Consider the following 24259-nt stretch of genomic DNA (forward strand, 5'->3'; position numbering starts at 1 on the left):
CGGTTACCGATGATATTAGTGTAGTAAAAAAATGGATTAAGGTCCTCGAGATCGGCCAAAGACTTCTAATTATCAAGTAGAAAATGTGAGAGTAGCTACCCAACTGGCTGATAATTATCTTAAATAAAGATTAATGTAAACACATAGCTTAGTTATAAAGAAAAGTCTCAAATTGTAGATTATCTAAATGAAATCGTTTTCAAGAAAGCGCATGCTTCAATTAATGAAGATTTTGGTATGTGAACCAGAAATGGGAAATGAATATTGCCAAATAAAAGAGCGTTGATTAATAGTGTGGAGAGTGTCGTCCCTGACATTTTCTCCGGCCGGTACACGTTTAAACGCGACCGTTGAGGTCATCCTCGTCGTCGTCTTCCGGCCAGAGCCGGACTACGTCCTTAAGCGTCAGTTCGTTTCGTCGTTCAAGCCTGCAAGCGTCTGCAGGTAAGGCACGTTGCGGACAGCGCGATCGGGCTCTTCAAAACTCTTCAGCCAGCTTACGGCTTCAGAAATATCAGACAATCTTGCATTGCTGCCGCCTGCATTTGCCATATGGTCCAGTTCGTCAATCAACGATTGCACGCTGACAACTCTCTGGCCTAAGGCGATGCTCAGTGCCGCTTCGCCAATAATGACGTAGCCTTTCCCGTCGTGTTGAAAAGACATATAACATCCTCCATTTCACGTTTATGACAACCTCAATACAAACTGTAGGCGCTATATAGGATTTAGCTAAAGGTTAATTCCTAAAAGCCATGGGATTTTAAATTTTTTATATTTCTAAGGTGACTATTCATTGCCGTTATTAGCCGCTTAAGCGGGTGTCATTATTTATCACGTCTGGATCAAGAGGGGGGACGGTTCTCAGTAAATTCTAATTATTGTGATTGACATAGTGAAATAATGATTAGGCATCATAAGATGAATCACATCCTTAAATGAAACGTAATTTATGAACGGCAGTTCTCTGATGAAAAGCTCAATGAATTATTAGATTAGCTTGCAGATAATCATTGAAAGGTTTAACGGGATGTGGCAGAAAATTTGTCTAACAGCACTCAAGCCAATGGGCATCCGAGCACGCTGTAAATCTCGGTAATAACCTGCTTCGTTGCGTGTTCAATTGTTCCTTCATTACGGCATAAAACCCAGCCGTGTTCTGCAACGGTCTGCTCGAACGCCTGGGTGCAAGCGACATGATCGTCCAGCTTATGAATCACGGTACTGCTTAACCCACGCGATCTCGCTGCAGCCCTTGCCCATGAAATATCGGGGGCAGTAACAACCCCAACATGCAGGTCCGGCGCTCGCACGTTTCGGTCAATGTTTAGCTGTAAAATCTCTGCAAAGGGAACCATCCGGCGAAACGCGGCTTCCGACGGGTACCATCGATCCATTAAAATTAGGCTGTCCGGTGGCTGTTTAGTCAGCACATGCTGGGAAATCCATGCACGGCTATCAGCAAAGCGCGCGCAAACTTCCAACTCTAAATCCAGCGAAGGATTTCTGGCGAGCCGGTTCACAAGGGCCATTGTTTCTTTTCTGTAAGGATCGCTGTTTTTCTCGCTAAGTCGGATTACCTTGATGTTTTCTGCCCTGAGTACTTTCGCAATGGCTTCTAAAAGCGTGGTTTTACCGACGCCCTTGGGTCCATCAAGTGAAACAAATAACGGACGACTCATAGTCGAACTGACGGTTGATATAACGTTTGTTTAAAACTCAAATCTGGCAAAAGCATGTTATTTCCTTCTGATTTAAATTTTAGACAACAAAAAACCCGCACTAAGCGGGTTTTTTATTATCAGCGGTTCTTATCTGCTCAGACTATTGTCTTCATCGCTATTTTAAGCGTCGCGGATAATGAGCGCGGCTTACAGCGGAGTAACGTTGCCCGCTGCAGGGCCTTTGGCGCCATTTTCAATGGTGAAGGAAACTTGCTGACCTTCATCAAGCGTTTTGTAGTTGTCGCTCTGGATAGCAGAGAAATGGACGAATACATCCTTGCTGCCATCGTTTGGAGTGATAAAGCCAAAACCTTTATCAGAGTTAAACCATTTTACTAAACCAGTCATTTTGTTAGACATAGATAATTCCTTATTTGATGAGCCACTCAATTGCGGCGAATTTGGCCTGAAGTGAAAGATTTACTTATTGGGCACTTAGGAGGAGGCTCTCGAAGAAGGATATCTGTGGATAACACTTGAACTGAGGACTGCTTTACTAAAACTGCTTTCATAAGGTCTGTGTTCCAAACCGGTGATGCATTAAGACATAGCGATAATAATTTAGCAACGAATAAGTTTAATTATTTTAACCGTTTAAAGGCCTGGATGGCTGAACGGCTGCTAAATTCTGTCGATCATTTTCCACATGCCACCAAACACGCCGTTCAGGTTTTTATTCCCCACTTCGGAAAGATGATTATCGTCGCGATACAGCGGCACATCATCTTTGGCACCGTAACAGAAGTTGTTGTCGCAGAATCCCTGGGTCGCATCGAGCAGGGCGACATTCGGGGATTGAGCCGCGATGTTGTTGAGCATCGCCAGCGTCTCCTGATTGTGAGATTGATACTCGGCGCGCGTCTGCTGAATAGTCAATGCTTTGCCGCGCATGGCATCGCGCGACATGCGATAGATCACGTCGTAACCAAACTCGGGAACCGGCGTCATGATAAACACCCGACGATGCGTGGCGAGCTGTTTCACCGCCGCACCGAAATGCTGCTGATAGGCGGCGATGGAGCTGCCGTCATTGATAAATGAGTATTTAGGCGTATTGCTGCCGCTGCCATAATCGCCATGTAGATAGAAGGATAGGCGGTTAATAATCAGCACCGACGCATGGGGATATTTCCGTTCGATATCCGCGATGGCATTCTTCACAAAACCACCGCAATCGGGGCTAGCACTGCGATGGATATCCGGAACAGATGGGCATCCGGATTGCGCGATAAACACCACTGAATCCTCCGGTCTGGCGCTGCCGACAATCGAAGAGAGCATCGCGGCGGCGTGGCTGTCGCCTAATACCACCAGATTAACCTGGCTGGCATTGCCGAAGACGCATTGCGGAGACGTGGTGCCACTGAACACAAAACAGTTTTCGCCACGTACAAATCGCTCCAGTGAATACTGTTTGATGCTGGCGACCACTTGCGGCGCGCGCGAGGGAAATCCTGCCTTTGCCACGATCAGCACACCCAGCAGCAGCACCAACGCGGTTTGTCCCAGCGTCACGTAGGTTTTGCCACTCAGCCAGCCGTGTTTGTTTTCTACCAGCACATATGACACCCAACCGGTGGCGAGTGACAGCAGAATCAGCATCGCCTGGCTAACTAGCGTGATCGGCCAATCGGCCAGATGCCAAAACACCCACAGCGGCCAGTGCCACAGATAGATCGAATACGAGGTTTTACCGATGTGCTGCACAATTCGGTTGTTGAACCAGATGCTGTTTTGCACGTTGGCATGGATGATCATCGCGGTCAGTAACACTGGAATCAGCGTCATGATGCCCGGCCAGGCCGTGCTTTCATCAAACCACAGCGCACAGACAATCAGCCCAATAATGCCCAGCAGCGGAACCGCGCGTTGACCGCTGAGCGCGGATTTTGGCGCCAGATAAACTAATCCGCCTGCCAGCATCTCCCACGCACGGGTTGGCAACAGATAATAAGTCGCAGTGAGATGGAAGTTGGTCGCTACCATCACGAGCACCAGTCCGAATGAAAGCAGCGCGGCGATGCCCATCGTCCAGGCAAACTGCTGGCGCAGAAAACGTGCCGTGAACATCAGCGCCAGCGGTAATAGCAAATAGAACTGCCACTCAACGCTTAATGACCAGGTATGCAGCAACCATTTATACACCGAGCCGGTTTCGAAATAGCCGCCCTGTTTGAAATAGACCACGTTGGACATAAAACTCAGGCTGGATACGGCATGTTCCGCCATTTTCATATATTCATCCGGCGGCATCAGGAAATAGCCCACCAGCATTAATATCAGGCACAGCACCATCAACGGCGGGATAATGCGGCGACAGCGCGCAGCATAAAATCCTAATAAGGAAAAGTTCTGCTTATTGAGACGCGTCAGGATAATCCCCGTCATTAAATATCCGGAGATGACAAAGAACACATCCACACCGAGGAAACCCCCGCTGACGCTGGAAAATCCGAAGTGATAAAGGATAACCAGCATCACAGCATAGGCGCGCAGGCCATTAATGTCGGTGCGGAAATTCATGAGGCGTTATCCACGCAGAAGAATATAAGAAACAATGTAAGGATTGTGAAAATATGAATCAACAGATGTGAAAGCCATCACTTTCGGTTGGTTGATATCGGGATGGAACTGTCTGCTAGCTCATTAATCTTATTTTTGAATTAGCCGAATAACTATTTCAGCGGCTTATCAACACACTCTTTTTTAAACAGCTGATTTTTAAAATAAGAAACCACACTTAATATTCAGAATAGGCCGCACGCTTCTGTTTCTAAAGACGCAGAAATATACTGGCTCAGCCGTTGCCAATGGTAATGCCGCTCAGTTAAGCATTAATTTGCATACGTATGCAGGTGCGCATGAATGCGCACCCTACGAAAAGCGCGCCAGTCCTTTGTAGGGTCGCCATTTATGGTGACCGATAGGCGCTTAATTGATGAGCTTAGGCGATTAAGTGGATACCGTCCTGATAAAAAACGAAGAACTCCATACCGGGCTTCTTAGTCTCATCCGAAATGTTTAAAAAACGCATTTTATCGACATATCCCTTTCACGTGCTTTTGGTTGAAAACACGATCACAGCTAATCCGGGTCATTTCCTATAGCAATAACAAGCAACTTACCCTTCATACTTCAAGCTGCAGGTGCGTTGGCTGCGTATGTTCACCCCAGTCACTTACTAAAGTAAGCTCCAGGGGATTCACATACTTGCCGCCTTCCTGCACCTCGAATTATTTAGGGTATATAATCTAACCGGTTAAGTGGCTTGATCTGCTTTAGAGCACATCAGCTTTTCCACTCCTTTTCGTGGCGGTGAATTGCAGAGGCATACATGATGCGAACTCTTCAGGCGGCCTGGTTGCTCTCTCTGGCCCTGTTTGTCTGTCCGGCCACAGCGGCCAACTCAATCAGCGATGGCTGGGAGTGGCTAAAGCAGGACGTTTCACAAACCTGGCAGGAACCGCAGTATTACGATCTCTATCTGCCTTTCATCAGCTGGCATGCGCGCTTCGCCTACGATAAAGAGAAAACCGATAACTACAATGAAACGCCGTGGGGCGGCGGGTTTGGCGTCTCTCGCATTAACGAAGACGGCAACTGGAGCGCACTCTATGCCATGGCGTTTAAAGATTCGCATAACAAATGGCAACCTATTGTCGGATACGGCTGGGAGAAAGGCTGGTATCTGGATCAAGCGCAAGATTTTCGTCTTGGACTTGGGTTAACCGCCGGGATTACCGCGCGCGATGACTTCGCCAATTACGTGCCGCTGCCGATTGTTTTGCCGCTGTTCTCCGCCGGTTATAAACGTTTCAACGTGCAGTTCACCTACATTCCTGGCACGTACAACAATGGTAACGTGCTGTTCGCCTGGGTACGCTATGCCTTCTGATTCCGCCAACGCGTTGCACAAAGACCGCATCAGCAAAGTCCTTAAGCGCATCGCTTTGGGTTTGCTGGTTTTGCTGGTGATGTTCCTGGTGATCCGTGGTTACCAATCCGAGCAGGGACCGCCACTGCATCGCTGGCATACGTGGTCGGCGGATGAAATGTCGGTGGATGAGATCGATCGTGCCAGCTTCGCGGATTATCTGACGCGTGAAGCGGCGATTTTCCACGACATGAAAATCAACGTGACCGATCAACTCGGTGACGATGAGAAAACGGCACTCAATCGCTTCAACACACAAAGCCCGGTTTATCCGGCGCGATTCGACACCGACTGGAACCGTTCTTACATCCTTGAACCAGAGGGCGAAGTGAAAGGCGCGGTGGTGCTGCTGCATGGATTAACCGATTCGCCCTACAGCATGCGCTATCTGGCGCAGGCGTATCAGCAGAAGGGTTTTGTGGCGGTGGTGCCGCGCCTGCCGGGACATGGCACGGCGCCCGGTTCGCTTACCAAAGTTGACTGGCAAATGTGGATGGCGGCAACCCGCCTGGCGGTGCGGGAAGCGACGCGCCTGGCGGGCAGCAACGTGCCTTTGCATCTGGTTGGATACTCGAACGGCGGTGCGCTGGCGGTGAAATACAGCCTTGATACGCTGCAGAATAACGCGCTGCGGAAGCCGCAACAGTTGGTATTGCTGTCGCCGATGATTGGCGTCACCGCTTATGCACGCTTTGCCGGATTAGCCGGCTGGCCCGCCATCATTCCTGGCTTCGCCAAGGCGGCATGGCTGAGCATCATCCCGGAGTACAATCCCTTTAAGTACAACTCGTTTCCGGTGCGCGCGGCGCGTCAATCGTGGCTGCTGACTCAGGCGATGCAGGATCAGCTGCTGCATGTGATTCGCGGCGGCAATATGACGGCGTTTCCGCCAGTGCTGACTTTCCAGTCGGTGCTGGATTCCACCGTCAGCACCCGCGCGGTGATCAATGCGTTCTATCGCTATTTACCGGACAACGGCAGTGAACTGGTGATGTTCGATGTAAACCAGGCCGCAAACTTACGCGCGCTGTTCAGGCCCGCGCTCTATTCGGCGGTCAATGATTTGTTGCCGCCTGCGCCGCGCCGCTATGCCTCAACGGTGATCACTAACGCGTCACCGACCACCTATCAAACGCTGGCGCGCATGACGCCAGCGGATCAGACACAAGAGATCGTGCGTTCAATGCATGAAGCCTGGCCGCAGGATACCTATTCGTTATCCCACATTGCCGTGCCGTTCCCGCTCAGCGACTCGCTGTATGGCCGCGAGCCGACGGAGAAGAATCGCTATGGCATCAGCTTCGGTACCATCTCGCTGCGCGGTGAAACCGCCAGCCTGATCGTTGGGCTGGATACGCTGATGCGCAACACCTCCAATCCGTTTTTTGATTACATGATGCTGAAAATAAAGGGGCGCATTGATTGCAGCAGCCAGCCCAATCTGCCAGCGTGCTTTACAGCGTTATGACTTTTTTCAGCCAGCCGCTGGCGAGGATCAGTTTGGAGAGCAGCACCGAAGCGGCGAAGGTCACGGCAATCAGCGTCAGTTTGGTGGCCAGCGAGGTGATCGGAATCAGCGCGGTGAGCAGATGGAAAACCGAGTAGTGCAGAATGTAAACGCCGGTCATGGTTTTACTGATGGCCGCCAGAATGGTCTCTTTGACTATCGCATTGCGGCGAAAGCGCACCTGGCTGGCGGCGATCACCAGCACCACCACCAGCAGATAGATCTGCGAGCCGGTGAGAATAAAGGCATTGCGATCGGCTTTGAATAACGCAAAGAAGAAGTGCTGCTCATAAAACCAGGTAAACAGGTAGATAAAGGGCAGGGCGATCACCGCGCCGCGCGCCACCTTTTTACGCTCCATCCAGTCATTAATCAGCGGATCGCACAGCAGCTGGCCGGTTAAATAAAACAGCAGCCAGGTCCAAAGCCGATACTGCGGCTCGAGCCGGAACAGCGGATCGTCCGGATGCAGTACCGCCAGCAAATCGTAGCCATACGAAAAGGTTAACAGCGCCAACACGAGCCCAATGAACGCGCGCCGATGCTGGCTGAGCCACAGCATCAGCGGGTGAAAGCTGTAGATGATAATGAACGAAAAGACGAACCATGGCTGAATCAGATAGCCGCGCTGATAGGGTTCCCACAGGTAATAAACCGTCATCCAGAACAGAAATACGATCACCAGATTGCGGATCTTGCCCATCTGCCAGTTAACATCCTGCTCGGAACGGGCATCCATAATCCCGGCGACGACAAAAAACAGCGGCGTGGCGATGGTGGAGATAAAGGTCAGAAACGCCAGAATCCAGTGATAATCGTAATCGTAGCGATCCCAGGTGTTGTACACGGTAAAAAACGTCACCGCCGTCATACATCCCAGCGTTTTAATCACGTTTAGGCCGGTCACATTCATGATGCGTTCGCCGCCTGTTGACGATGGAAGCAGGCGTAAATTACCGGCAGCACCAGCAGCGTTAGCACCGTGGCAAATCCCAGACCAAACATGATCACCACCGCCATGCTCTGGAAGAATACATCGCGCAGCAGCGGCGCCAGCCCAAGCACAGTGGTAAAGGCGGTGAGCAGAATAGGGCGCAGACGCGAAGTGGCGGCGTAGATGATCGCTTCAGCCTGCGGCTTCAACAGCTTCTGCTGTTCGATCTCTTCGACGAGTACGATGCCGTTACGAATCAGCATGCCGCTCAGACTCAACAGGCCGATTAACGCCATAAAGCCGAACGGAATTCCGGTGATCAAAAAGCCCGGCGTCACGCCAATCAGCGCCAGCGGCACCGTCAGCCAGATGGCGACAGCGTTTTTCAGCGAGCTAAACATCAGCACGGTGATCACGAACATCACTAAATAGCCCAGCGGCAGCGAGGTAAACACGCCTTGCTGCGCTTCACTGGAGCTCTCCGCATCGCCGCCCCACTCAATGCTGTAGCCGTGCGGCAGCGGGATTTGCTCAATCTGCGGCTTCACGCGCGCCACAATATCCCCCGAAGTATCGTTGCTGAGCGGATTCGGGTCGGTTTGCACGGTGAGCACCCGGCTGCGATCGCGGCGCAGAATCAGCGGATCTTCCCATTGCAGCGTAAAGCCGCTTACCACGTTGCTGAGCGGGATGTACTGCTGCTGGCTCTGGCTCCACACCAGCACGTTATTGAGATGATTGGCGTCCTGGCGCTCACTGGCTGGTGGACGCACGATCACCGGCAGCAGGTCAGCGCCTTCACGGTACAGCCCGACGCGGCTCCCGGTAAAATTCATCTCCAGCGCGTTATCCACGTCCTGTTTATCGACGCCAAGCTCGCGGCCCAGCGCCAGATTGAACTGCGGACGAATCACCTTACTGCGGTTTTGCCAGTCATTGCGCACGGTGTCAGTGGCGGGATCGGCGGTGAGGATGTCGCCAACCTGGCTGGCGATCAAACGCATTCTGTCGGGATCGGGACCTTTAATCCGCACCTCAATTGCGCTGCCGCCCGAAGGACCAAACATCACCCGTTTGGTGCTGGCGTTGACCTGCGGATACTGGCGCGCAATGTAGGCATCAATGCGGTGTGACAGCGCAGCGATATTACGCTGATCGTCCATGCGCACCATGATTTGCGCATAATTGCTGTACTGACGCTGCCCGTTGTAAGTGAGGATAAAGCGCATGCTGCCCTGGCCAATGGTGGTGACGGTAGACACCACGCCTTGCTGCCCGGTAATCGATTTTTCAACGTCGCTGGCCATCTGCTCGGTGGCGTTGATGTCGGTGCCGTACGGCAGCCAGAGATCGACGAAGAAGATCGGCGTATTGGCCGAAGGGAAGAAGTTTTGCCGTACCGATCCGAAGCCCCAAATCGCCAGCGCCAGCAGCACCGCCATCAGCGCAAGCGTGACAGTTTTTTGCCTGAGCAGCACCTTGAGCATTCGCTGATAGAGACGATAAAAACCGCCGTTGTAAGGCGAAACCTCGGCTGCCGCTTTGGTCGGTGCCTGCGCTTTGAACAGCCACCATTTGATCAGCACCGGCGTGATGGTCAGCGCCGAGAACCAGCTCAGCAGCAGGGAAATCAGCAGCACCTGGAACAGCGATTTACAGTACTCGCCGGTGGAATCCTGCGATAGACCAATCGGCGCAAACGCCAGGATGGCGATAATGGTCGCGCCCAGCAGCGGGAAGGCGGTGCGGCGAATGACAAAGTTGATGGTGGTCATTAGCGGTGAATTTTGCTGACGCGCGATCAGCACGCCTTCGGCAATCACAATCGCATTATCCACTAGCATGCTCAGCGCAATAATCAGCGCGCCCAGCGAGATACGCTGCAACTCAATGCCGCACAGATACATGATCAGTAGCGTGCCCAGCACATTGAGCGCCAGCGACAGCGCGATGATAATGCCGCTGCGCACGCCCATAAAAATCAGCAATACGCCAACCACAATCGCCAGCGCCATCAGGAAGTTAGCAATAAAGCCGTTAACCGAATGCGCCACTTCCGCTGCCTGATCGTAAAACACATTGATCTGGATGCCCGCCGGTTTTTCTGCCGACATCTGCTGCAGTTTGGCCTCCAGCGCGCGCCCGACATCAATCACATTCACGCCGGGAATAAACGAAATGCCCATGGTGACCGCCGGACGTCCGCTAGCGTGGTAAATGCTGGCGGGCGATTCACTCAACCCGCGCGACAGCGTGGCGATATCGCGCAAGCGAGTGGTGGCGTGATCGCCCGGGGTGCTGACCAGCAGGTCACCTAACTCTTCGATATTCTGAAACTCGCCGGTCGGATGCAGACGGATCGATTCTGTGCCGGCTTTGATATCGCCTGCATTAGAAACCACGTTGAGGCGGCTCAACACGCTGGCGAGTTGCGGCAGCGAAATGCCGCGCGCGGCCATCATCGTCAGGGAAACATCGATATTGATTTGCTGTGGGATCACGCCGCCCAGCGCCACTTTACCGACGCCCGGCACCAGCACCAGTTCACGACGCAGCTGTTCGGCGTATTGCACCAGTTCCGGGTTGCTGAAGTTGTCGCCAGAGATAGCGAAGAAGAAACCAAACACATCGCCAAAATCATCGTTAACGAACGGCGCGGCCACGCCGGGAGGAAAGAAACGCGCCGCATCGCCGACTCTGCGCCGCAGTTCATCCCAGATTTGCGGCAACTGGTTTGAGTGGTAACGCGAGTCAATGTTCACTGTAATCTGCGACAGTCCGTTGGACGAGATGGAGCTGACATTGTCGAGATAGGGCAACTGCTGCAGCGCATTTTCCAGCGGCAAGGTGACTTCCTCTTCCACCTGCTGGGCAGACGCGCCGGGATAGTGGGTGACAACCACCGCCGTTTTAATGGTAAACGCCGGATCTTCGAGACGACCAATATTGAGCAGAGCAAAAATACCGCCGACGCCCAATAACAGAATCGCCAGCCAGACGCGGACCGGATTATCGATAAACTGCCGGGAGATATCCATCACAGCCCCCGCTCACGCGTCCAGATGCGAACCGGTTGTTGAGCATGCAGCTCATTGACGCCAGCAGCGACCACGCGCTCACCGGCATGCAGCCCGGCGGTGATCACCACGCCGCGATCGGTCACTTCACCCACGCTGACTTTACGATCCTCTAACGTCAGCTGATCGCCACTGCCTTGCACCACCCAGACATGTGGCTCATTGCGCTGGCTGTTATCGGGATTGAACACCGCTTCCACCGGCACCACCAGCGATTCGCGGTTCACGTTGGCGGGCAGATTGGCGAGGTTAATCGTCACCGTGCCACTGACGCCGCCCACTGCGGGAAAATCGTCCGGACGCGGCATGGTTAAAATGATCTGCCAGGTCAGCGAGTTGGTGTTACTGCTGTTGGTGTGCTCCTTGTAATCGGCCTGGAATTCGCGGTCCGGCAGCGAGTTGATGCGCACCACCGGGCGATAGCTCAGATTGCGCATATCCAGCGTGGTAAACAGGTTTTCCGGCACGCTGAACACCACGTCGAGCAGATCGTTGCGGGTCAACGTGGCGATGGTCTGTCCGGCGGCGACCACCTGATGGTTGCGAACGTTGACGACGGCAGCCACGCCAGTGAACGGTGCAGTCAGCGTCATTTGGCTGAGCTCTTCACGGGCAATCTGTAGTGCAGCATTCGCCGCATCGCGGTTGGCACGCTGCACGTCCATTTCTGCCTTTGAAATCGCCTGACGACCGGATAGCGTTTGGAAGCGGTCAAATTGCCGTTGGGCGAGAGTGGCGGCGGTTTGGCGTTCATTGACGCGCTGCTGTGCTTCACGCGCCGTTAACCTGGCGATGAGCTGGCCCTGCTCAATGCGATTGCCCTGACGAATATCCAGCGATTCAATTTGTCCAGCACGTTTAAACGACAAATCGGTGGAGTCGCCGGACTCAATGCGTGCCGGGAAGATGCGTTGTTGAGATTCGCCGGAAGCCATAACCTCAACGACTTTAACCATGCGCGGCGGTGGCGTGACTTCCTGTGTTTTTTGATCGCAACCAGTTGTTATCAATATAACAATGGCAACCAGCGTAATATAACGAGTCACTGTTTTATCCTCAGCAACAACGAATCCATTGTTGGCATTATTTGAGTGGATAATTTAATTACCAAGCATAGAAACAACCGCATAAGTGAATAGTCCTACGGCGGAGCAGGTAACGATTGCAATGACAACATAAAGACTCAGACGGAGCAGGCTATAACCATACATCGTTGCCTCCATTAACCATGACCACAGAAAAACTGCGCCATCGCCCTAAAAGGTGAGAAGTATTAACGGGATGTTTTTGTTATCGATGAGCATAGACGCAGATGTCAAAAAAAGTAAAGGCAGATAGCTTGTAATATTTTTGACGAAATAAACAGTATTTAAATTCGTTAAATATCTAATAAAAAGATTTAAAAACCACGAAAGAAGGATAAAACACTTTCTTAAAATAACCTCATTATTTGCTTAAAAACAGCCAGCCTTATGAATTATCACACTATATTTTTATTATTCTCCGCGATCGGATTAGTCTGATGAGATAAATGGCTTCCGCCTCGCGACTTTTATTGAGAAATGAATGTGTTGAATATCCCTGTGCTACGTTTATAGCGTTCATTTTCCAAAAGACTTTCAATTTCGTATAGAAAATACGGCTGCTCCACTGCCGCTGAGCAGCGATTAATTACATATATTTCAATCTGAAACGGACCGCTTCACTCGACGGGTAAGTCAGGTCTGATCTTTTCGTTCAATGGCGACTTGTTAATCACGGGATATCACCGCCTTGATTTCCGAAACAGGATTTGAGGAGAAAGCGATGAATACTGCTAAACCGGAAAGTACCTATTATCAACTTTCTGTCGATGAAACGCTGGCCAGTACGCAAAGTTCCAGCGAGGGAATCAGTAGTGCTGAAGCGGCGGCGCGCTTAACACAGTACGGGGAAAATGCTCTGCCACAGAAACCCGGCAAGCCGGTTTGGCTGCGTTTTCTCGCCCACTTTAACGATGTTCTCATCTATGTTCTGCTCGCCGCCGCGCTGCTGACTGCCGTAATGGGACACTGGGTCGATACGCTGGTGATCCTTGGTGTCGCGGTGGTGAATGCCCTGATTGGACATATTCAGGAGAGCAACGCGGAGAAATCCCTGCAAAGTATTCGCAATATGCTCTCCAGCGAAACCGTGGTGATCCGCGCCGGCAATCACGAAACGCTGCCCACCACTGCACTGGTGCCGGGTGATGTGGTGGTGATCCGCGCCGGCGACCGCATTCCGGCGGATCTGCGCGTGATTGAGGCGCATAACCTGCGCGTTGAAGAAGCGATTCTGACCGGCGAATCCACCGTGGTCGAGAAGGGCACGGACGCGCTGACCGGCGAGCTGCCGCTCGGCGACCGCACCAATCTGCTGTTCTCCGGTACCACCGTCAGTTCGGGCGGCGGAAAAGGGCTGGTGATCGCCACCGGCGGCGCCACGGAACTTGGCCACATCAACCAGATGATGTCCGACATCGAAAAGCACCGCACACCGCTATTGGTGCAAATGGATAAACTCGGCAAAGCGATTTTCCTGATCATCCTGGCGATGATGGCCGCGCTGTTTGTCTTCAGCTTGCTGTTCCGCGATATGCCGGTTTCCGAGCTGATGCTGTCACTGATTAGCCTCGCGGTGGCATCTGTTCCTGAAGGATTACCGGCGATTATCTCGATCATTCTGTCGCTTGGCGTACAAACCATGGCGAAGCAGCAGGCGATCATCCGCAAGCTGCCGACCGTGGAAACGCTGGGCGCGATGACGGTGATCTGCTCGGATAAAACCGGCACGCTGACCATGAATGAAATGACGGTGAAAGCGATTATCACCGCCGATCAGATCTACCGCGTTGATGGCGTCAGCTATGAACCGGTGGGCGCCATCCATAAAGCCGATGACACCGTGCCGGTGAAAGTGGCACAGGGTTCGATACTGGAGCGCTATCTGCGCACCATCGATCTGTGTAACGACAGCCAGCTGATCAAAGATGAAAGCGGCCTGTGGAAAATCACCGGCGGCCCGACCGAAGGCGCGCTCAAAGTGCTGGCCGCCAAAGGACATCTGCCTTCAGTTACCACCGAACTGCGCAATAAAATCCCCTTCGATTCGCAATACAAATATATGTCGACGCACTATCTGATCGGCGATGAAGAGTGCGTATTGTTGACCGGCGCGCCGGACGTGCTGTTCAGGCATTGTCAGCAGCAGCAAACCGAAGCCGGGCTGCAACCGATCGATCTGGCGTGGTGGGAAGCCAAAATTGAAGAGTATGCGCGCGAGGGATTACGCATGGTGGCGGCGGCCTGGAAACCGGCCACGCCAGGGCAAAGTGAACTGACGCATCAGGATCTGCAGCAGGGTATGATTCTGCTCGGCATCGCTGGGATGATGGATCCGCCACGACCCGAAGCCATCACCGCGATTGGCGACTGCCTGCAAGCCGGGATTCGCGTCAAGATGATCACCGGCGACCATCCGCAAACGGCGATGAGTATTGGGCAGATGCTGGGGATCGGTAACGCCAGTACCGCCATTACCGGACGCGAATTGGAAGTAATGGACGAACACCAACTCGGCGAGGCGGCGCAGGCGTACGACATCTTTGCCCGCACCAGCCCGGAAGATAAGTTCCGCTTGGTGCAGGCGCTACAGAGCAAGAAAGAGGTGGTCGGGATGACCGGCGATGGCGTTAACGATGCGCCTGCGCTGAAGCAGGCCGATGTCGGTATCGCCATGGGGATTAAAGGCACCGAAGTGACCAAAGAAGCGGCCGATATGGTGTTAACCGACGACAACTTTGCCACCATTGCCAGCGCGGTGCGTGAAGGGCGGCGTGTCTATGACAACCTGAAAAAGACCATTTTGTTCATCATGCCAACCAACCTCGCGCAGGGCTTGCTGATCATCATTGCCCTGCTGGCCGGTAACTTAATTCCGCTGACGCCGGTATTGATTCTGTGGATGAACATGGCGACCTCCGCCACGCTCTCTTTTGGCCTGGCATTTGAAGCGGGTGAACCCAACATCATGCGTCGTCCGCCACGCGATCCCAAATTGCATGTGATGGATGGTTTCGCCATCTGGCGCGTGATTTTTGTTGGTTCGATGATTGCCATCAGCGCCTTCGTGCTGGAAGCCTGGCTGCAACCGCGCGGCTATTCGCCGGAATTTATCCGTACAGTGTTATTACAAACGCTGGTGACAGCGCAGTGGTTCTATATGCTGAACTGCCGTGTGTCTGACGGCTTCTCATTGAGCAAAGGTTTGCTGATGAATAAGGGCATCTGGATTGTCAGCGGCGTGCTGTTAGTTTTGCAATTGCTGATTATTTACGCGCCCTTTATGCAACTGCTGTTTGGCACCACCGCGCTACCGTTACGCTACTGGATTATTACTCTGATAATTGGCTTCGTGATGTTTTTAATTGTCGAAATTGAAAAACCATTAACGCGGAGATTCAGAATCAATTAATTGCGCGTGACATTCAGGCCGGAGCAATCACGGCCTGAATGTTTTTGACCTCAAACAAGGCCCAGCACACAGGTTTTTCTCTATAATACATTGTGTATAGGATGAAGGATCTTAATGATGGGATTGAACGAGTTTCCTTTATGGTCAAGACTTTTGCGCGTACTGTTAATTCTCGCCACGCTGACCATAATTCTGACCGGTATTTATTTGGCATCAGCGTTAATTAATCAGGTGATGCTGTCGCTGTTTCTGGCGATAATGCTCGACCCATTAATCAGTCGGCTGGAAACAAAACGCGTGCCGCGTTTACTCTCATCCTTGCTGGTGATTGTGCTGCTGTTACTGGTGATTGTGTTCACCATCATCAAGCTCACGGTATTAACCCCCGATTTAATTCAGCTCAGCCGCCAGGCACCCCAGCTACTGGCCGAACGCTTCGACCCGGTGACGCAGACGTTTAGTCATCTGGGCATTGTTTTGACGCCCAACGACATGCTGGCGTTTGTCGATGCGGGTGCGGTGGTGCGCTTTGTCACTGGTTTCCTCACGCAAATACCGAGCATTCTTTCCTGGTGGCTGATGGTATTTCTGATGCTGTTTTTCATGCTGTATGAAATGAAAAATTTGAAAACCCTGTTACGCAAGCAGGCTGAAGGAAAATATCAGCGTTATTACGTGGCGCTTGAAGAGGGCGTGCAAAGCGTTATCGTTTATGCCCAGGTAAAAACCCTGACCAGTATTGTCGGCGGCATTATTGTTTGGGCTGGCGCGCATCTTCTTGGTCTGAAGTTCGCCTTTTTCTGGGGCGTGTTGATGTTTGTTTTCAACTATATTCCGGTGCTGGGTTCATTTATGGCGGCGATCCCGCCCGTGCTGCAAAGTTATATGCTGTACGATATCCAAACTGCATTGGTGGTCGCGCTGTTCTTTGTGGCACTGAATTTAATCCTGAGTTCAGTGATTGAACCGCTATTATTGGGCAAACGATTAAATATGGCGCTCACCACACAGCTGTTGGCATTTCTTGTCTGGCAATCGCTGTTGGGCATCATCGGCGCAATTCTGGCGATTCCGCTGACGTTTATGTTGAAAAAGATATTGCTGGCGAGTGCAGGAAACGAAAAGCAGGGAGAGCATATTTCAAAAAGGTCGCCATAAATGGCGACCCTACGAACACCGATCTCGCTTTTGTAGGGTCGCCATTTATGGCGACCTCAACCCCAAGCATCAAACCTTCTTATCCGGATAAAAACTCTGATACAGCACTGGCAACACCAGCAGCGTTAGCACCGTAGCGAATCCCAGACCGAAAATAATCACTACCGCCATGCTCTGGAAAAACACATCGCGCAGCAGCGGTAACAGGCCGAGCACGGTGGTGAAGGCGGTGAGCAGAATCGGGCGCAGACGCGAGGTTGCGGCATCGAGAATCGCTTGCTGCAACGGCTGATGCCGCGCCAGCTGGCGCGTCTCCTCAACCAGCACGATGCCGTTACGAATCAACATGCCCGACAAACTCAGCAAACCGATCAACGCCATAAAACCAAAAGGAATGCCGGTGAGCAGGAAGCCGCAGGTGACGCCAATCAACGCCAGCGGCACGGTAATCCAGATCGCCAGCGCATCACGCAGCGAATTAAACATCAGCACGGTAATCACAAACATCGCGAGGAAACCTAACGGCAGCGATCCGAGCAGGCCGCTTTGGGCATCACGGGAACTCTCCAGCTCGCCGCCCCATTCCAGATGATAGCCAGCGGGCAAGCTCAACTGATCGATGGCCGGCTGCACGCGCGCCACAATCTCTGCGGCGGTGCGGCCGCTGGCGGGATCGGGATCGGTTTGCACCGTCAAGACGCGCATGCGGTCGCGACGCATAATCAGCGGGTCTTCCCATTCCAGCTGGAAATCACTCACCAGATTGGCCAGCGGCACATAGCGCTGCTGCGCCTGACTCCATACCTGAATATTGCCAAGATGATCGATATTCTGCCGCTCATGTTCTGAGGTTTGCAGCATGATCGGCATCATGCGTGAGCCTTCGCGCAGTAAGCCAACGCTATCGCCACTGAAGTTGATACGCAGCGCCCGGTCGATATCGCGCTTGTCCACGCCCAGCTCCTGACCGCGCAGCGGCGAATACTGCGGACGGATCACTTTACTGCGCGCCTGCCAGTCATTACGCGGGTGAAATGCGCTGCCTTCGGCGAGGAAAATGTCGTCTATCTGGCTGGCAATCTGTCGCAGCATAATGGGATCGGGGCCGGTGACGCGTAACGCAATCGCGCTGTCGCTGGCACTGCCGAAATTGATGCGTTTGATGCGCTCCGTTACGTGAGGGAAATGATCGCGGATGTGCTGCTCGGTCTGCTGCGCCAGCGTTTCCAGCTGCTTCGCGTCCTGCACGCGCACCATAATCTGTCCGTAATTACTATACTGACGTGTCGCATCGTAGGTCAGCGTAAACCGCATTGCGCCCTGACCGATGGTGGTCACGGTGCTGGTGACGCCTGGCTGCTGGTTGATCCAGCCTTCAATTTCGCGCGCGGTTTGCGCGGTGTAATGGATATCGGTGCCATACGGCAGCCACAGATCGGTAAATAAAATCGGCGTATTGGAGGCAGGGAAGAAGTTCTGCTTCACGTAACCGAAGCCATAGATCGAGGCGGCCAGACACGCGACCATCAGCACCAACGTGGTAATGCGGAAGCGCATCAGCGTGGTGAGCACACGGCGATACAGGCGGAACAGTACGCCCTGATACGGCTGCGTGGTATCCTTGCTGATCGCCTGACGACCATCCATCCACTGCACGAATACCGGCGTCAGCGTCAGCGCGGTGATCCAGCTGAGCAACAGAGAAATCAGCAGCACCTGGAACAGCGATTGACAGTATTCGCCGGTGGAATCCTGCGATAACCCAATCGGTGCGAAGGCAATGATGGCGATCACCGTAGCGCCGAGCAGCGGCAGCGCGCTGCGTTTTACCATCTGCATCATCGCCTGTTGCAGCGGCTTACCGCGCTGACGATCGACTTTAATGCCTTCCACCACCACGATGGCGTTATCCACTAGCATGCTGAGTGAGATAATCAGCGCACCCAGCGATACGCGCTGCAGCTCGAGCTTGAACAGATACATGATCAACAGCGTGCCCAGCACATTGAGCGCCAGCGAGGCGGCGATCACCATGCCGCTGCGGACACCCATAAACAGCAGCAGCGTGCCCACCACAATCGCCAATGCCATCAGGAAGTTATTGATGAAGCCATCCACCGACTGCTTCACTTCCTGCGCCTGGTTATAAAACACATTCAGATCGATGCCGAGCGGTTTGGCCTGCTGATGCTGCTGGATTTTGGCGCTTAACGCCTCGCCGACGTCGATGACGTTGACGCCAGGCGCAAAGGAAACGCCCATCGCCAGCGCGGCGTTGCCGTTCGCGTGATAGAGATTGCCCGGCTGGTCGGTCACGCCATAGCTGAGCGTGGCGATATCGCGCAGCAACACTTGCTGGCTGCTGCCGGGCGCAGAGATGGGTAGCGCGCCGATTTCGTCCAGCGACTGAAATTCGCCGGTGGGATGGAAACGGATGGCTTCATTACCGAGGCGAATCTGGCCCGCATCGGAAACGGCATTAACGCTATTGAGCAGGGCGGCCACGCGCTGCGGCGTCACACCCAGTGCCGCCATCTTCTGGCTGGAGAGCGTGATATTCACCTGCTCCTGCTCGATACCGGCAATCGCCACTTTCGCCACGCCGGGCACCAGATTCAGTTCACGCCGCAGCTGATCGGCGTAGGTACGCAGCTCGCTATTGGTGAAGTGCTCGCCCGACAGGGTAAAGAAGTAGCCGTACACATCGCCGAAGTCGTCATTCACCAGCGGTGCGCTGACGCCGGGCGGAAACTGGCGCGTGGCATCGTCAACGCGGCGACGCAGTTCATCCCACACCTGAGGCAAGTCATCGGCGCGATAGTGGCTGTGAATCGTAACGGTGATCTGCGACAAGCCGTTGCTGGAGATCGAACTGACGTTGTCGAGCGATGGCAAACGCTGCAAGGCGTTCTCCAGCGGCAGCGTGACTTCCTCTTCCACCTGCTGCGCCGATGCGCCGGGATAGTGCGTCACGATCACCGCCGATTTGATGGTGAAAAGCGGATCTTCCAGGCGGCCAATATTGAGTAGCGCAAAAATACCGCCCACGCCGAGCAGCAGGATCACCAGCCAGCTGCGAATCGGATATTTGAGAAACTGTTCCAGCAGTCGCATTACAGACCTCGCTCGCGTGTCCACAGGCGCACCGCCTGACCATCACGCAGATCGCTGACGCCCGCCACCACAATGCGATCGCCCACTTTCAAGCCGGAGAGAATTTCGATGCCCTGCGCGTTGAGTTTTCCCACCACCACCGGCTGCTGCTGAACGTTAAGCGCATCGCCTTCACCGCTCACCAGCCACACGTAAGGCTGATTCGGCAGGCTGTGATCCGGGTTAAACACCGCGTTGGCGGGCACGCGCAGCAGTGGCGTGCCATCGGAAGTGGGCAGATTATGCATTTGCACTTTCACCGTACCACTCAAGCCGCTGACCTGCGGTAAATCCGTCGGGCGCGGCATGGTCAGCACCACTTGCCAGGTTAGCGTGGCGGCATCAGCTTCTGCGCGATGCTCTTTATATGCTGCGCGAAACGTCCGGCCCGGCAGCGCATTCAGGCTGATCTCTGGCTGATAACTTACGTTCTGCACGTCGAGGCTGGTGAACAGGTTTTCCGGCACGCTGAAAATCACATCCAGCACATTGTTGCGGCTAATCACCGCCACCGTTTGTCCAGCGGCGACCACCTGATGATTTTGCGATGCCACGCTGGTGATGATGCCGTCAAAGGGGGCGCGCAAGGTGTGATAATCCAGCTCCTCTTTGGCGATGTTGAGCGCCACTGCAGCGGAGTCGCGATTCGCCTTTTGCACATCCCTATCCGCCTGCGAAACCGCACTGCGCGTTGCCAGCGCACTGAAGCGTTGATACTGGCGATCTGCCAGCAGGAATTTGTTCTGCTGATCGTTGACCCGCAGCTGCGCATCGGTATCGATCAGTCGGCCAATCACCTCGCCAGCCTTAACATGGCTGCCTTCACGTACCTGCAACTGTGCCAGTCGGCCGGTACGCTTAAAGGCCAGTTCGGTGTAATCGCCCGCTGAAATACGCGCCGGGAATATCCTGACTTTTTCTGTGGTATTTTCCGTCAGCGTTAGCGCTTTAATTACGCGCGGTGCGCTGATTTCATCACCGCTTTTATTGTCACAACCGATCAAAACCAAACAAATTAGAAGTGCGCCCAGCACTGGCCAATTATTCATGCCCCAGCCTCAATAAGAGAGAAAGGGCGGGAATATGCCATTGTCTGAAGGAGGGAATAATGACCCTCAGCAAAATAAGGGCCATTAGAGGAAATGAATTTTGTGTGTTTAACCTTGGTTTAATTTAGCTGTGCATGGCGAAATCAATTATGCCACCATGCGCGAAACCACATGGTAAGAGAGTAAGCCGATGGCGGTAGCTGAGGATACCGCAATGATAATAAAGGAGATAATCATCGGTATTGTCAGGTTATGTATTTTATTCATAATAATTCTCCCTATGAATAATAGATTCCGAGATGAAACTAAAATTAATATGCGTTACGCACTCTTTCTATTTGCGTTTAAATAATAACCCTGCGCAATCAGTGCTGTCACTATTAGCATCACACTTCTGAATCGGTAAAAACATGACCACGGTCAGTATGCTTCGGGAAAATATAATTAAAATGTTTTTCTTATTTTCGCACGCTTTTTTATTTTCAATTCATTAGCACGGGGTTAATTATGACTGTTATTCCTATTCAGCCAAAACGTCCGGAGGCATCCGCGCGACCCTATTATCAGCAGGATAACGCTGCGGTATTTAACGCAATAAACAGCTCACCTGCGGGGTTGAGCACCACCGACGCCCAGCAACGGCTCAACGCCAACGGGCCGAACGTGCTGCCGCAGAAAGCGGAAAAATCACTGCTGATGCGTTTTCTGGCGCATTTCAAAGATGTGCTGATCTATATCCTGCTGGCTGCGGCGGTGATCACGGCGGTAATGGGCCACTGGGTGGATACCTTTGTGATTCTCGGCGTGGCGGTGATCAACGCCATGATCGGCTTCATTCAGGAGAGCAACGCCGAAAAGTCGCTGAAAAGCATCCAGAACATGATGTCGAGCGATGCCATGGTGCTGCGCGACGGCCAGCAGATCACCGTCGCCACGCAGGATCTGGTGGTGGGCGATGTGGTGATGCTGCGTCCTGGCGATAAGATCCCGGCGGATTTGCGTCTGTTCGAGGTGCATAACCTGCGCGTCGAAGAGGCAATCCTGACCGGCGAATCAACGGTGGTGTCAAAAAACACCGTGGCGCTTGAGGGCGAAAAAGCGCTCGGCGATCGCCTGAATCTGACCTATTCCGGCACCACCGTCAGTTCAGGTACCGCGCTGGGCGTGGTGATCGCCACCGGCGGCGACACCGAGCTGGGTCACATCAATGCGATGATCTCCTCGATTGAGGAGGCGAAAACCCCGCTGCTGGTGCAGATCGACAAGCTCGGTAAAGCCATCTTCGCCATCATTATGCTGATGATGATTGCGCTGTTCGTGTTTGGTTATCTGCTGCGCGACATCGCGGTGACGGAGCTGCTGCTGTCGGTGATCAGCCTGGCGGTGGCGGCGGTGCCGGAAGGTTTACCGGCGATTATCTCGATCATTCTGTCGCTCGGCGTGCAGTCGATGGCGCGTAATCACGCCATCATTCGTAAGTTGCCGACCGTAGAAACGCTCGGTGCCATGACGGTGATCTGCTCGGATAAAACCGGCACGCTGACCATGAACGAGATGACGGTGAAAGCGGTGGTGCTGGCAAACAGCCAGTGGCGCATCAGCGGCAACAGTTACGAACCCAAAGGTGAGTTCACCCTTGAAGCGGGTCAGCAAAGCGATGCGCTGATGCAGGGCTTTTTGCAGGTGGTGGATATCTGTAACGAAAGCCAGCTGCGTCAGGATGCCAACGGCAACTGGGACATCGTTGGTGGCCCAACCGAAGGCGCGCTGAAAGTGCTGGCGGCCAAGGCGGGCATTCAGAGTGACAATGTGCAGATTCTGAGCAAGTTGCCGTTTGATTCTGCCTACAAATACATGGCGGTGAGCTGCCTGATTGATGGCAAACCGTGCCTGCTGATGACCGGCGCGCCCGATGTGTTGCTGTCGCTGTGTCAGCAGCAGCAGGGCGCAACCGAAGCGGAAGTGATTGATCGCGGCTACTGGGAAGCGGCGATCACCACCTACGCCAGCGAAGGGTTGCGCACCGTTGCCGCCGCGTGGCGCTGGCTGCCGGAAGCGCAGCATCATATCGATCACGATGATTTACGCAACGGCATGAAGATACTGGGCCTGGCCTGCATGATGGATCCGCCGCGTCCGGAAGCCATCACCGCGATTCGCGACTGTCAGCAGGCAGGGATTCGCGTGAAGATGATTACCGGCGATCACCCGGAAACCGCCATGGCGATTGGCCAGATGCTGGGCATTGGTAACAGCGATTCTGCGATTACCGGCTATCAGCTGGAGCACATGGATGATGCCGAGTTGGGCGTGGCGGCGCGTGAGTACGACATCTTTGCCCGTACCAGCCCCGAGCATAAGCTGCGTCTGGTGAAAGCGCTGGAGAGCAGCGGTGAGATCGTCGGTATGACCGGTGATGGCGTTAATGATGCGCCTGCACTGAAGCAGGCTAATGTCGGTATCGCGATGGGCATCAAAGGCACCGAAGTGACCAAAGAGGCGGCGGATATGATCCTCGCCGATGACAACTTCGCCACCATCGCGGCAGCGGTGAAAGAGGGCCGACGCGTCTACGATAACCTGAAGAAAACCATTCTGTTTATCATGCCGACCAACCTCGCGCAGGGATTGCTGATCATCATTGCGATTCTGATGGGCAACCTGCTGCCGCTAACGCCGGTGCAGATTCTGTGGATGAACATGGCGACCTCGGCGACGCTGTCGTTTGGTCTGGCATTCGAACCGGCAGAGCGCAACATCATGCGCCGACCGCCGCGTAACGCACGCAGTCCGGTGATGGATGGTTACGCCATCTGGCGCGTGATTTTCGTCGGCCTGCTGATTTCGATTAGCGCCTTCGTGCTGGAAGCCTGGCTTCAGCCGCGCGGCTATACGCCGGAGTTCATCCGCACCGTGCTGCTGCAGATGCTGGTCACCGCGCAGTGGGTTTACATGCTGAACTGCCGCAACAGTAACGGATTCTCGCTGGATACCGGCTTGCTGAAAAATCGTGGCATCTGGCTGGTCACCGTGGTGCTTATCGCGCTGCAGGCGATGATTATCTATGTACCATTGATGAACACGCTGTTTGGCACCGCGCCGCTGCCGTTTAAATACTGGCTGATTTCACTGGCGGTGAGTGTTGGGATCTTTGTGCTGGTGGAGATAGAGAAGCGCCTGACACGCGGCTGGCGTCTGGCACGTTAAGTCATGTTGGCTGGCGTAAAGC

At 53.5% G+C, this 24259-nt stretch carries 14 protein-coding genes; 5 read left to right on the plus strand and 9 right to left on the minus strand.

What is annotated here, in order from left to right; genetic code table 11:
* Positions 1-405: 405 nt before the first annotated feature.
* The 4 genes from AC6I8A_RS19900 to AC6I8A_RS19915 form a co-directional block, all read right to left on the minus strand.
* Positions 406-666, minus strand: coding sequence for a hypothetical protein (locus AC6I8A_RS19900; protein ID WP_265301777.1), 261 nt, complete (start codon positions 664-666; stop codon positions 406-408).
* Positions 667-1058: 392 nt separating this feature from the next.
* Entirely contained in the window at positions 1059-1682 is a 624-nt protein-coding gene (locus AC6I8A_RS19905; RefSeq protein WP_436333219.1) for a dTMP kinase, read from the minus strand.
* 189 nt (positions 1683-1871) lie between these two features.
* Positions 1872-2084, minus strand: a complete 213-nt coding sequence (cspE, locus tag AC6I8A_RS19910; RefSeq protein ID WP_007885867.1) for a transcription antiterminator/RNA stability regulator CspE — start codon at positions 2082-2084, stop codon at positions 1872-1874.
* A 261-nt stretch (positions 2085-2345) separates the two neighbouring features.
* Complete coding sequence (locus AC6I8A_RS19915; protein ID WP_497819004.1) at positions 2346-4247, minus strand: acyltransferase family protein; 1902 nt, start codon at positions 4245-4247, stop codon at positions 2346-2348.
* 814 nt (positions 4248-5061) lie between these two features.
* Here AC6I8A_RS19915 and pagP point away from each other — a divergent pair.
* Together pagP and AC6I8A_RS19925 are read left to right on the plus strand one after the other, a co-directional pair.
* Positions 5062-5619: a lipid IV(A) palmitoyltransferase PagP gene (gene pagP, locus AC6I8A_RS19920; protein ID WP_372340049.1), complete on the plus strand. Its 558-nt coding sequence runs from the start codon at positions 5062-5064 to the stop codon at positions 5617-5619.
* A complete protein-coding gene (locus AC6I8A_RS19925) occupies positions 5609-7126 on the plus strand; it encodes an alpha/beta hydrolase (protein ID WP_497819005.1) in 1518 nt (505 codons plus the stop codon). The genes pagP and AC6I8A_RS19925 overlap by 11 nt, the downstream gene beginning before the upstream one ends.
* Here the strand turns inward: AC6I8A_RS19925 and AC6I8A_RS19930 are convergent.
* Genes AC6I8A_RS19930 through AC6I8A_RS19940 form a run of 3 tightly spaced genes read right to left on the minus strand, consistent with a single transcriptional unit; the run spans position 7113 to position 12222 of the window.
* A complete protein-coding gene (locus tag AC6I8A_RS19930) occupies positions 7113-8078 on the minus strand; it encodes an acyltransferase (protein WP_497819006.1) in 966 nt (321 codons plus the stop codon). The two genes, AC6I8A_RS19925 and AC6I8A_RS19930, sit on opposite strands and share 14 nt — an antisense overlap.
* Positions 8075-11137 carry an efflux RND transporter permease subunit gene (locus AC6I8A_RS19935; RefSeq protein WP_497819007.1) on the minus strand — a complete coding sequence of 1021 codons (3063 nt, stop codon included), beginning with the start codon at positions 11135-11137 and terminating at the stop codon, positions 8075-8077. Before AC6I8A_RS19935 ends, AC6I8A_RS19930 begins: the two co-directional genes overlap by 4 nt.
* Entirely contained in the window at positions 11137-12222 is a 1086-nt protein-coding gene (locus tag AC6I8A_RS19940) for an efflux RND transporter periplasmic adaptor subunit (RefSeq protein WP_265301760.1), read from the minus strand. The genes AC6I8A_RS19935 and AC6I8A_RS19940 overlap by 1 nt, the downstream gene beginning before the upstream one ends.
* 760 nt (positions 12223-12982) lie before the next feature.
* On the opposite strand from AC6I8A_RS19940, the gene AC6I8A_RS19945 reads away from it, so the two are divergent.
* Positions 12983-15670, plus strand: coding sequence for a cation-transporting P-type ATPase (locus AC6I8A_RS19945; protein ID WP_479490754.1), 2688 nt, complete (start codon positions 12983-12985; stop codon positions 15668-15670).
* A gap of 117 nt (positions 15671-15787) precedes the next feature.
* Positions 15788-16828, plus strand: coding sequence for an AI-2E family transporter (locus AC6I8A_RS19950; protein ID WP_256699156.1), 1041 nt, complete (start codon positions 15788-15790; stop codon positions 16826-16828).
* Between the two features lie 69 nt (positions 16829-16897).
* On the opposite strand, the gene AC6I8A_RS19955 is transcribed toward AC6I8A_RS19950, so the two are convergent.
* A complete protein-coding gene (locus tag AC6I8A_RS19955; RefSeq protein ID WP_497819008.1) occupies positions 16898-19942 on the minus strand; it encodes an efflux RND transporter permease subunit in 3045 nt (1014 codons plus the stop codon).
* Positions 19942-21030, minus strand: coding sequence for an efflux RND transporter periplasmic adaptor subunit (locus AC6I8A_RS19960; protein ID WP_497819009.1), 1089 nt, complete (start codon positions 21028-21030; stop codon positions 19942-19944). The genes AC6I8A_RS19955 and AC6I8A_RS19960 overlap by 1 nt, the downstream gene beginning before the upstream one ends.
* A gap of 507 nt (positions 21031-21537) precedes the next feature.
* Between AC6I8A_RS19960 and AC6I8A_RS19965 the strand changes: the two genes are divergently transcribed.
* On the plus strand, positions 21538-24237 hold the full coding sequence (locus AC6I8A_RS19965; protein ID WP_497819010.1) for a cation-transporting P-type ATPase: 2700 nt from the start codon (positions 21538-21540) through the stop codon (positions 24235-24237).
* Positions 24238-24259 lie beyond the last annotated feature (22 nt).

This window comes from Pantoea sp. X-Soil-ISGK-275 (assembly GCF_059730795.1).

Excerpts from the sequence above, each read along its gene's own strand:
- AC6I8A_RS19900 (WP_265301777.1), bottom strand. The coding sequence starts at position 666 with ATGTCTTTTCAACACGACGGGAAAGGCTACGTCATTATTGGCGAAGCG.
- AC6I8A_RS19905 (WP_436333219.1), bottom strand. The coding sequence starts at position 1,682 with ATGAGTCGTCCGTTATTTGTTTCACTTGATGGACCCAAGGGCGTCGGT.
- cspE (WP_007885867.1), bottom strand. The coding sequence starts at position 2,084 with ATGTCTAACAAAATGACTGGTTTAGTAAAATGGTTTAACTCTGATAAA.
- AC6I8A_RS19915 (WP_497819004.1), bottom strand. The coding sequence starts at position 4,247 with ATGAATTTCCGCACCGACATTAATGGCCTGCGCGCCTATGCTGTGATG.
- pagP (WP_372340049.1), top strand. The coding sequence starts at position 5,062 with ATGCGAACTCTTCAGGCGGCCTGGTTGCTCTCTCTGGCCCTGTTTGTC.
- AC6I8A_RS19925 (WP_497819005.1), top strand. The coding sequence starts at position 5,609 with ATGCCTTCTGATTCCGCCAACGCGTTGCACAAAGACCGCATCAGCAAA.
- AC6I8A_RS19930 (WP_497819006.1), bottom strand. The coding sequence starts at position 8,078 with ATGAATGTGACCGGCCTAAACGTGATTAAAACGCTGGGATGTATGACG.
- AC6I8A_RS19935 (WP_497819007.1), bottom strand. The coding sequence starts at position 11,137 with ATGGATATCTCCCGGCAGTTTATCGATAATCCGGTCCGCGTCTGGCTG.
- AC6I8A_RS19945 (WP_479490754.1), top strand. The coding sequence starts at position 12,983 with ATGAATACTGCTAAACCGGAAAGTACCTATTATCAACTTTCTGTCGAT.
- AC6I8A_RS19950 (WP_256699156.1), top strand. The coding sequence starts at position 15,788 with ATGGGATTGAACGAGTTTCCTTTATGGTCAAGACTTTTGCGCGTACTG.
- AC6I8A_RS19955 (WP_497819008.1), bottom strand. The coding sequence starts at position 19,942 with ATGCGACTGCTGGAACAGTTTCTCAAATATCCGATTCGCAGCTGGCTG.
- AC6I8A_RS19960 (WP_497819009.1), bottom strand. The coding sequence starts at position 21,030 with ATGAATAATTGGCCAGTGCTGGGCGCACTTCTAATTTGTTTGGTTTTG.
- AC6I8A_RS19965 (WP_497819010.1), top strand. The coding sequence starts at position 21,538 with ATGACTGTTATTCCTATTCAGCCAAAACGTCCGGAGGCATCCGCGCGA.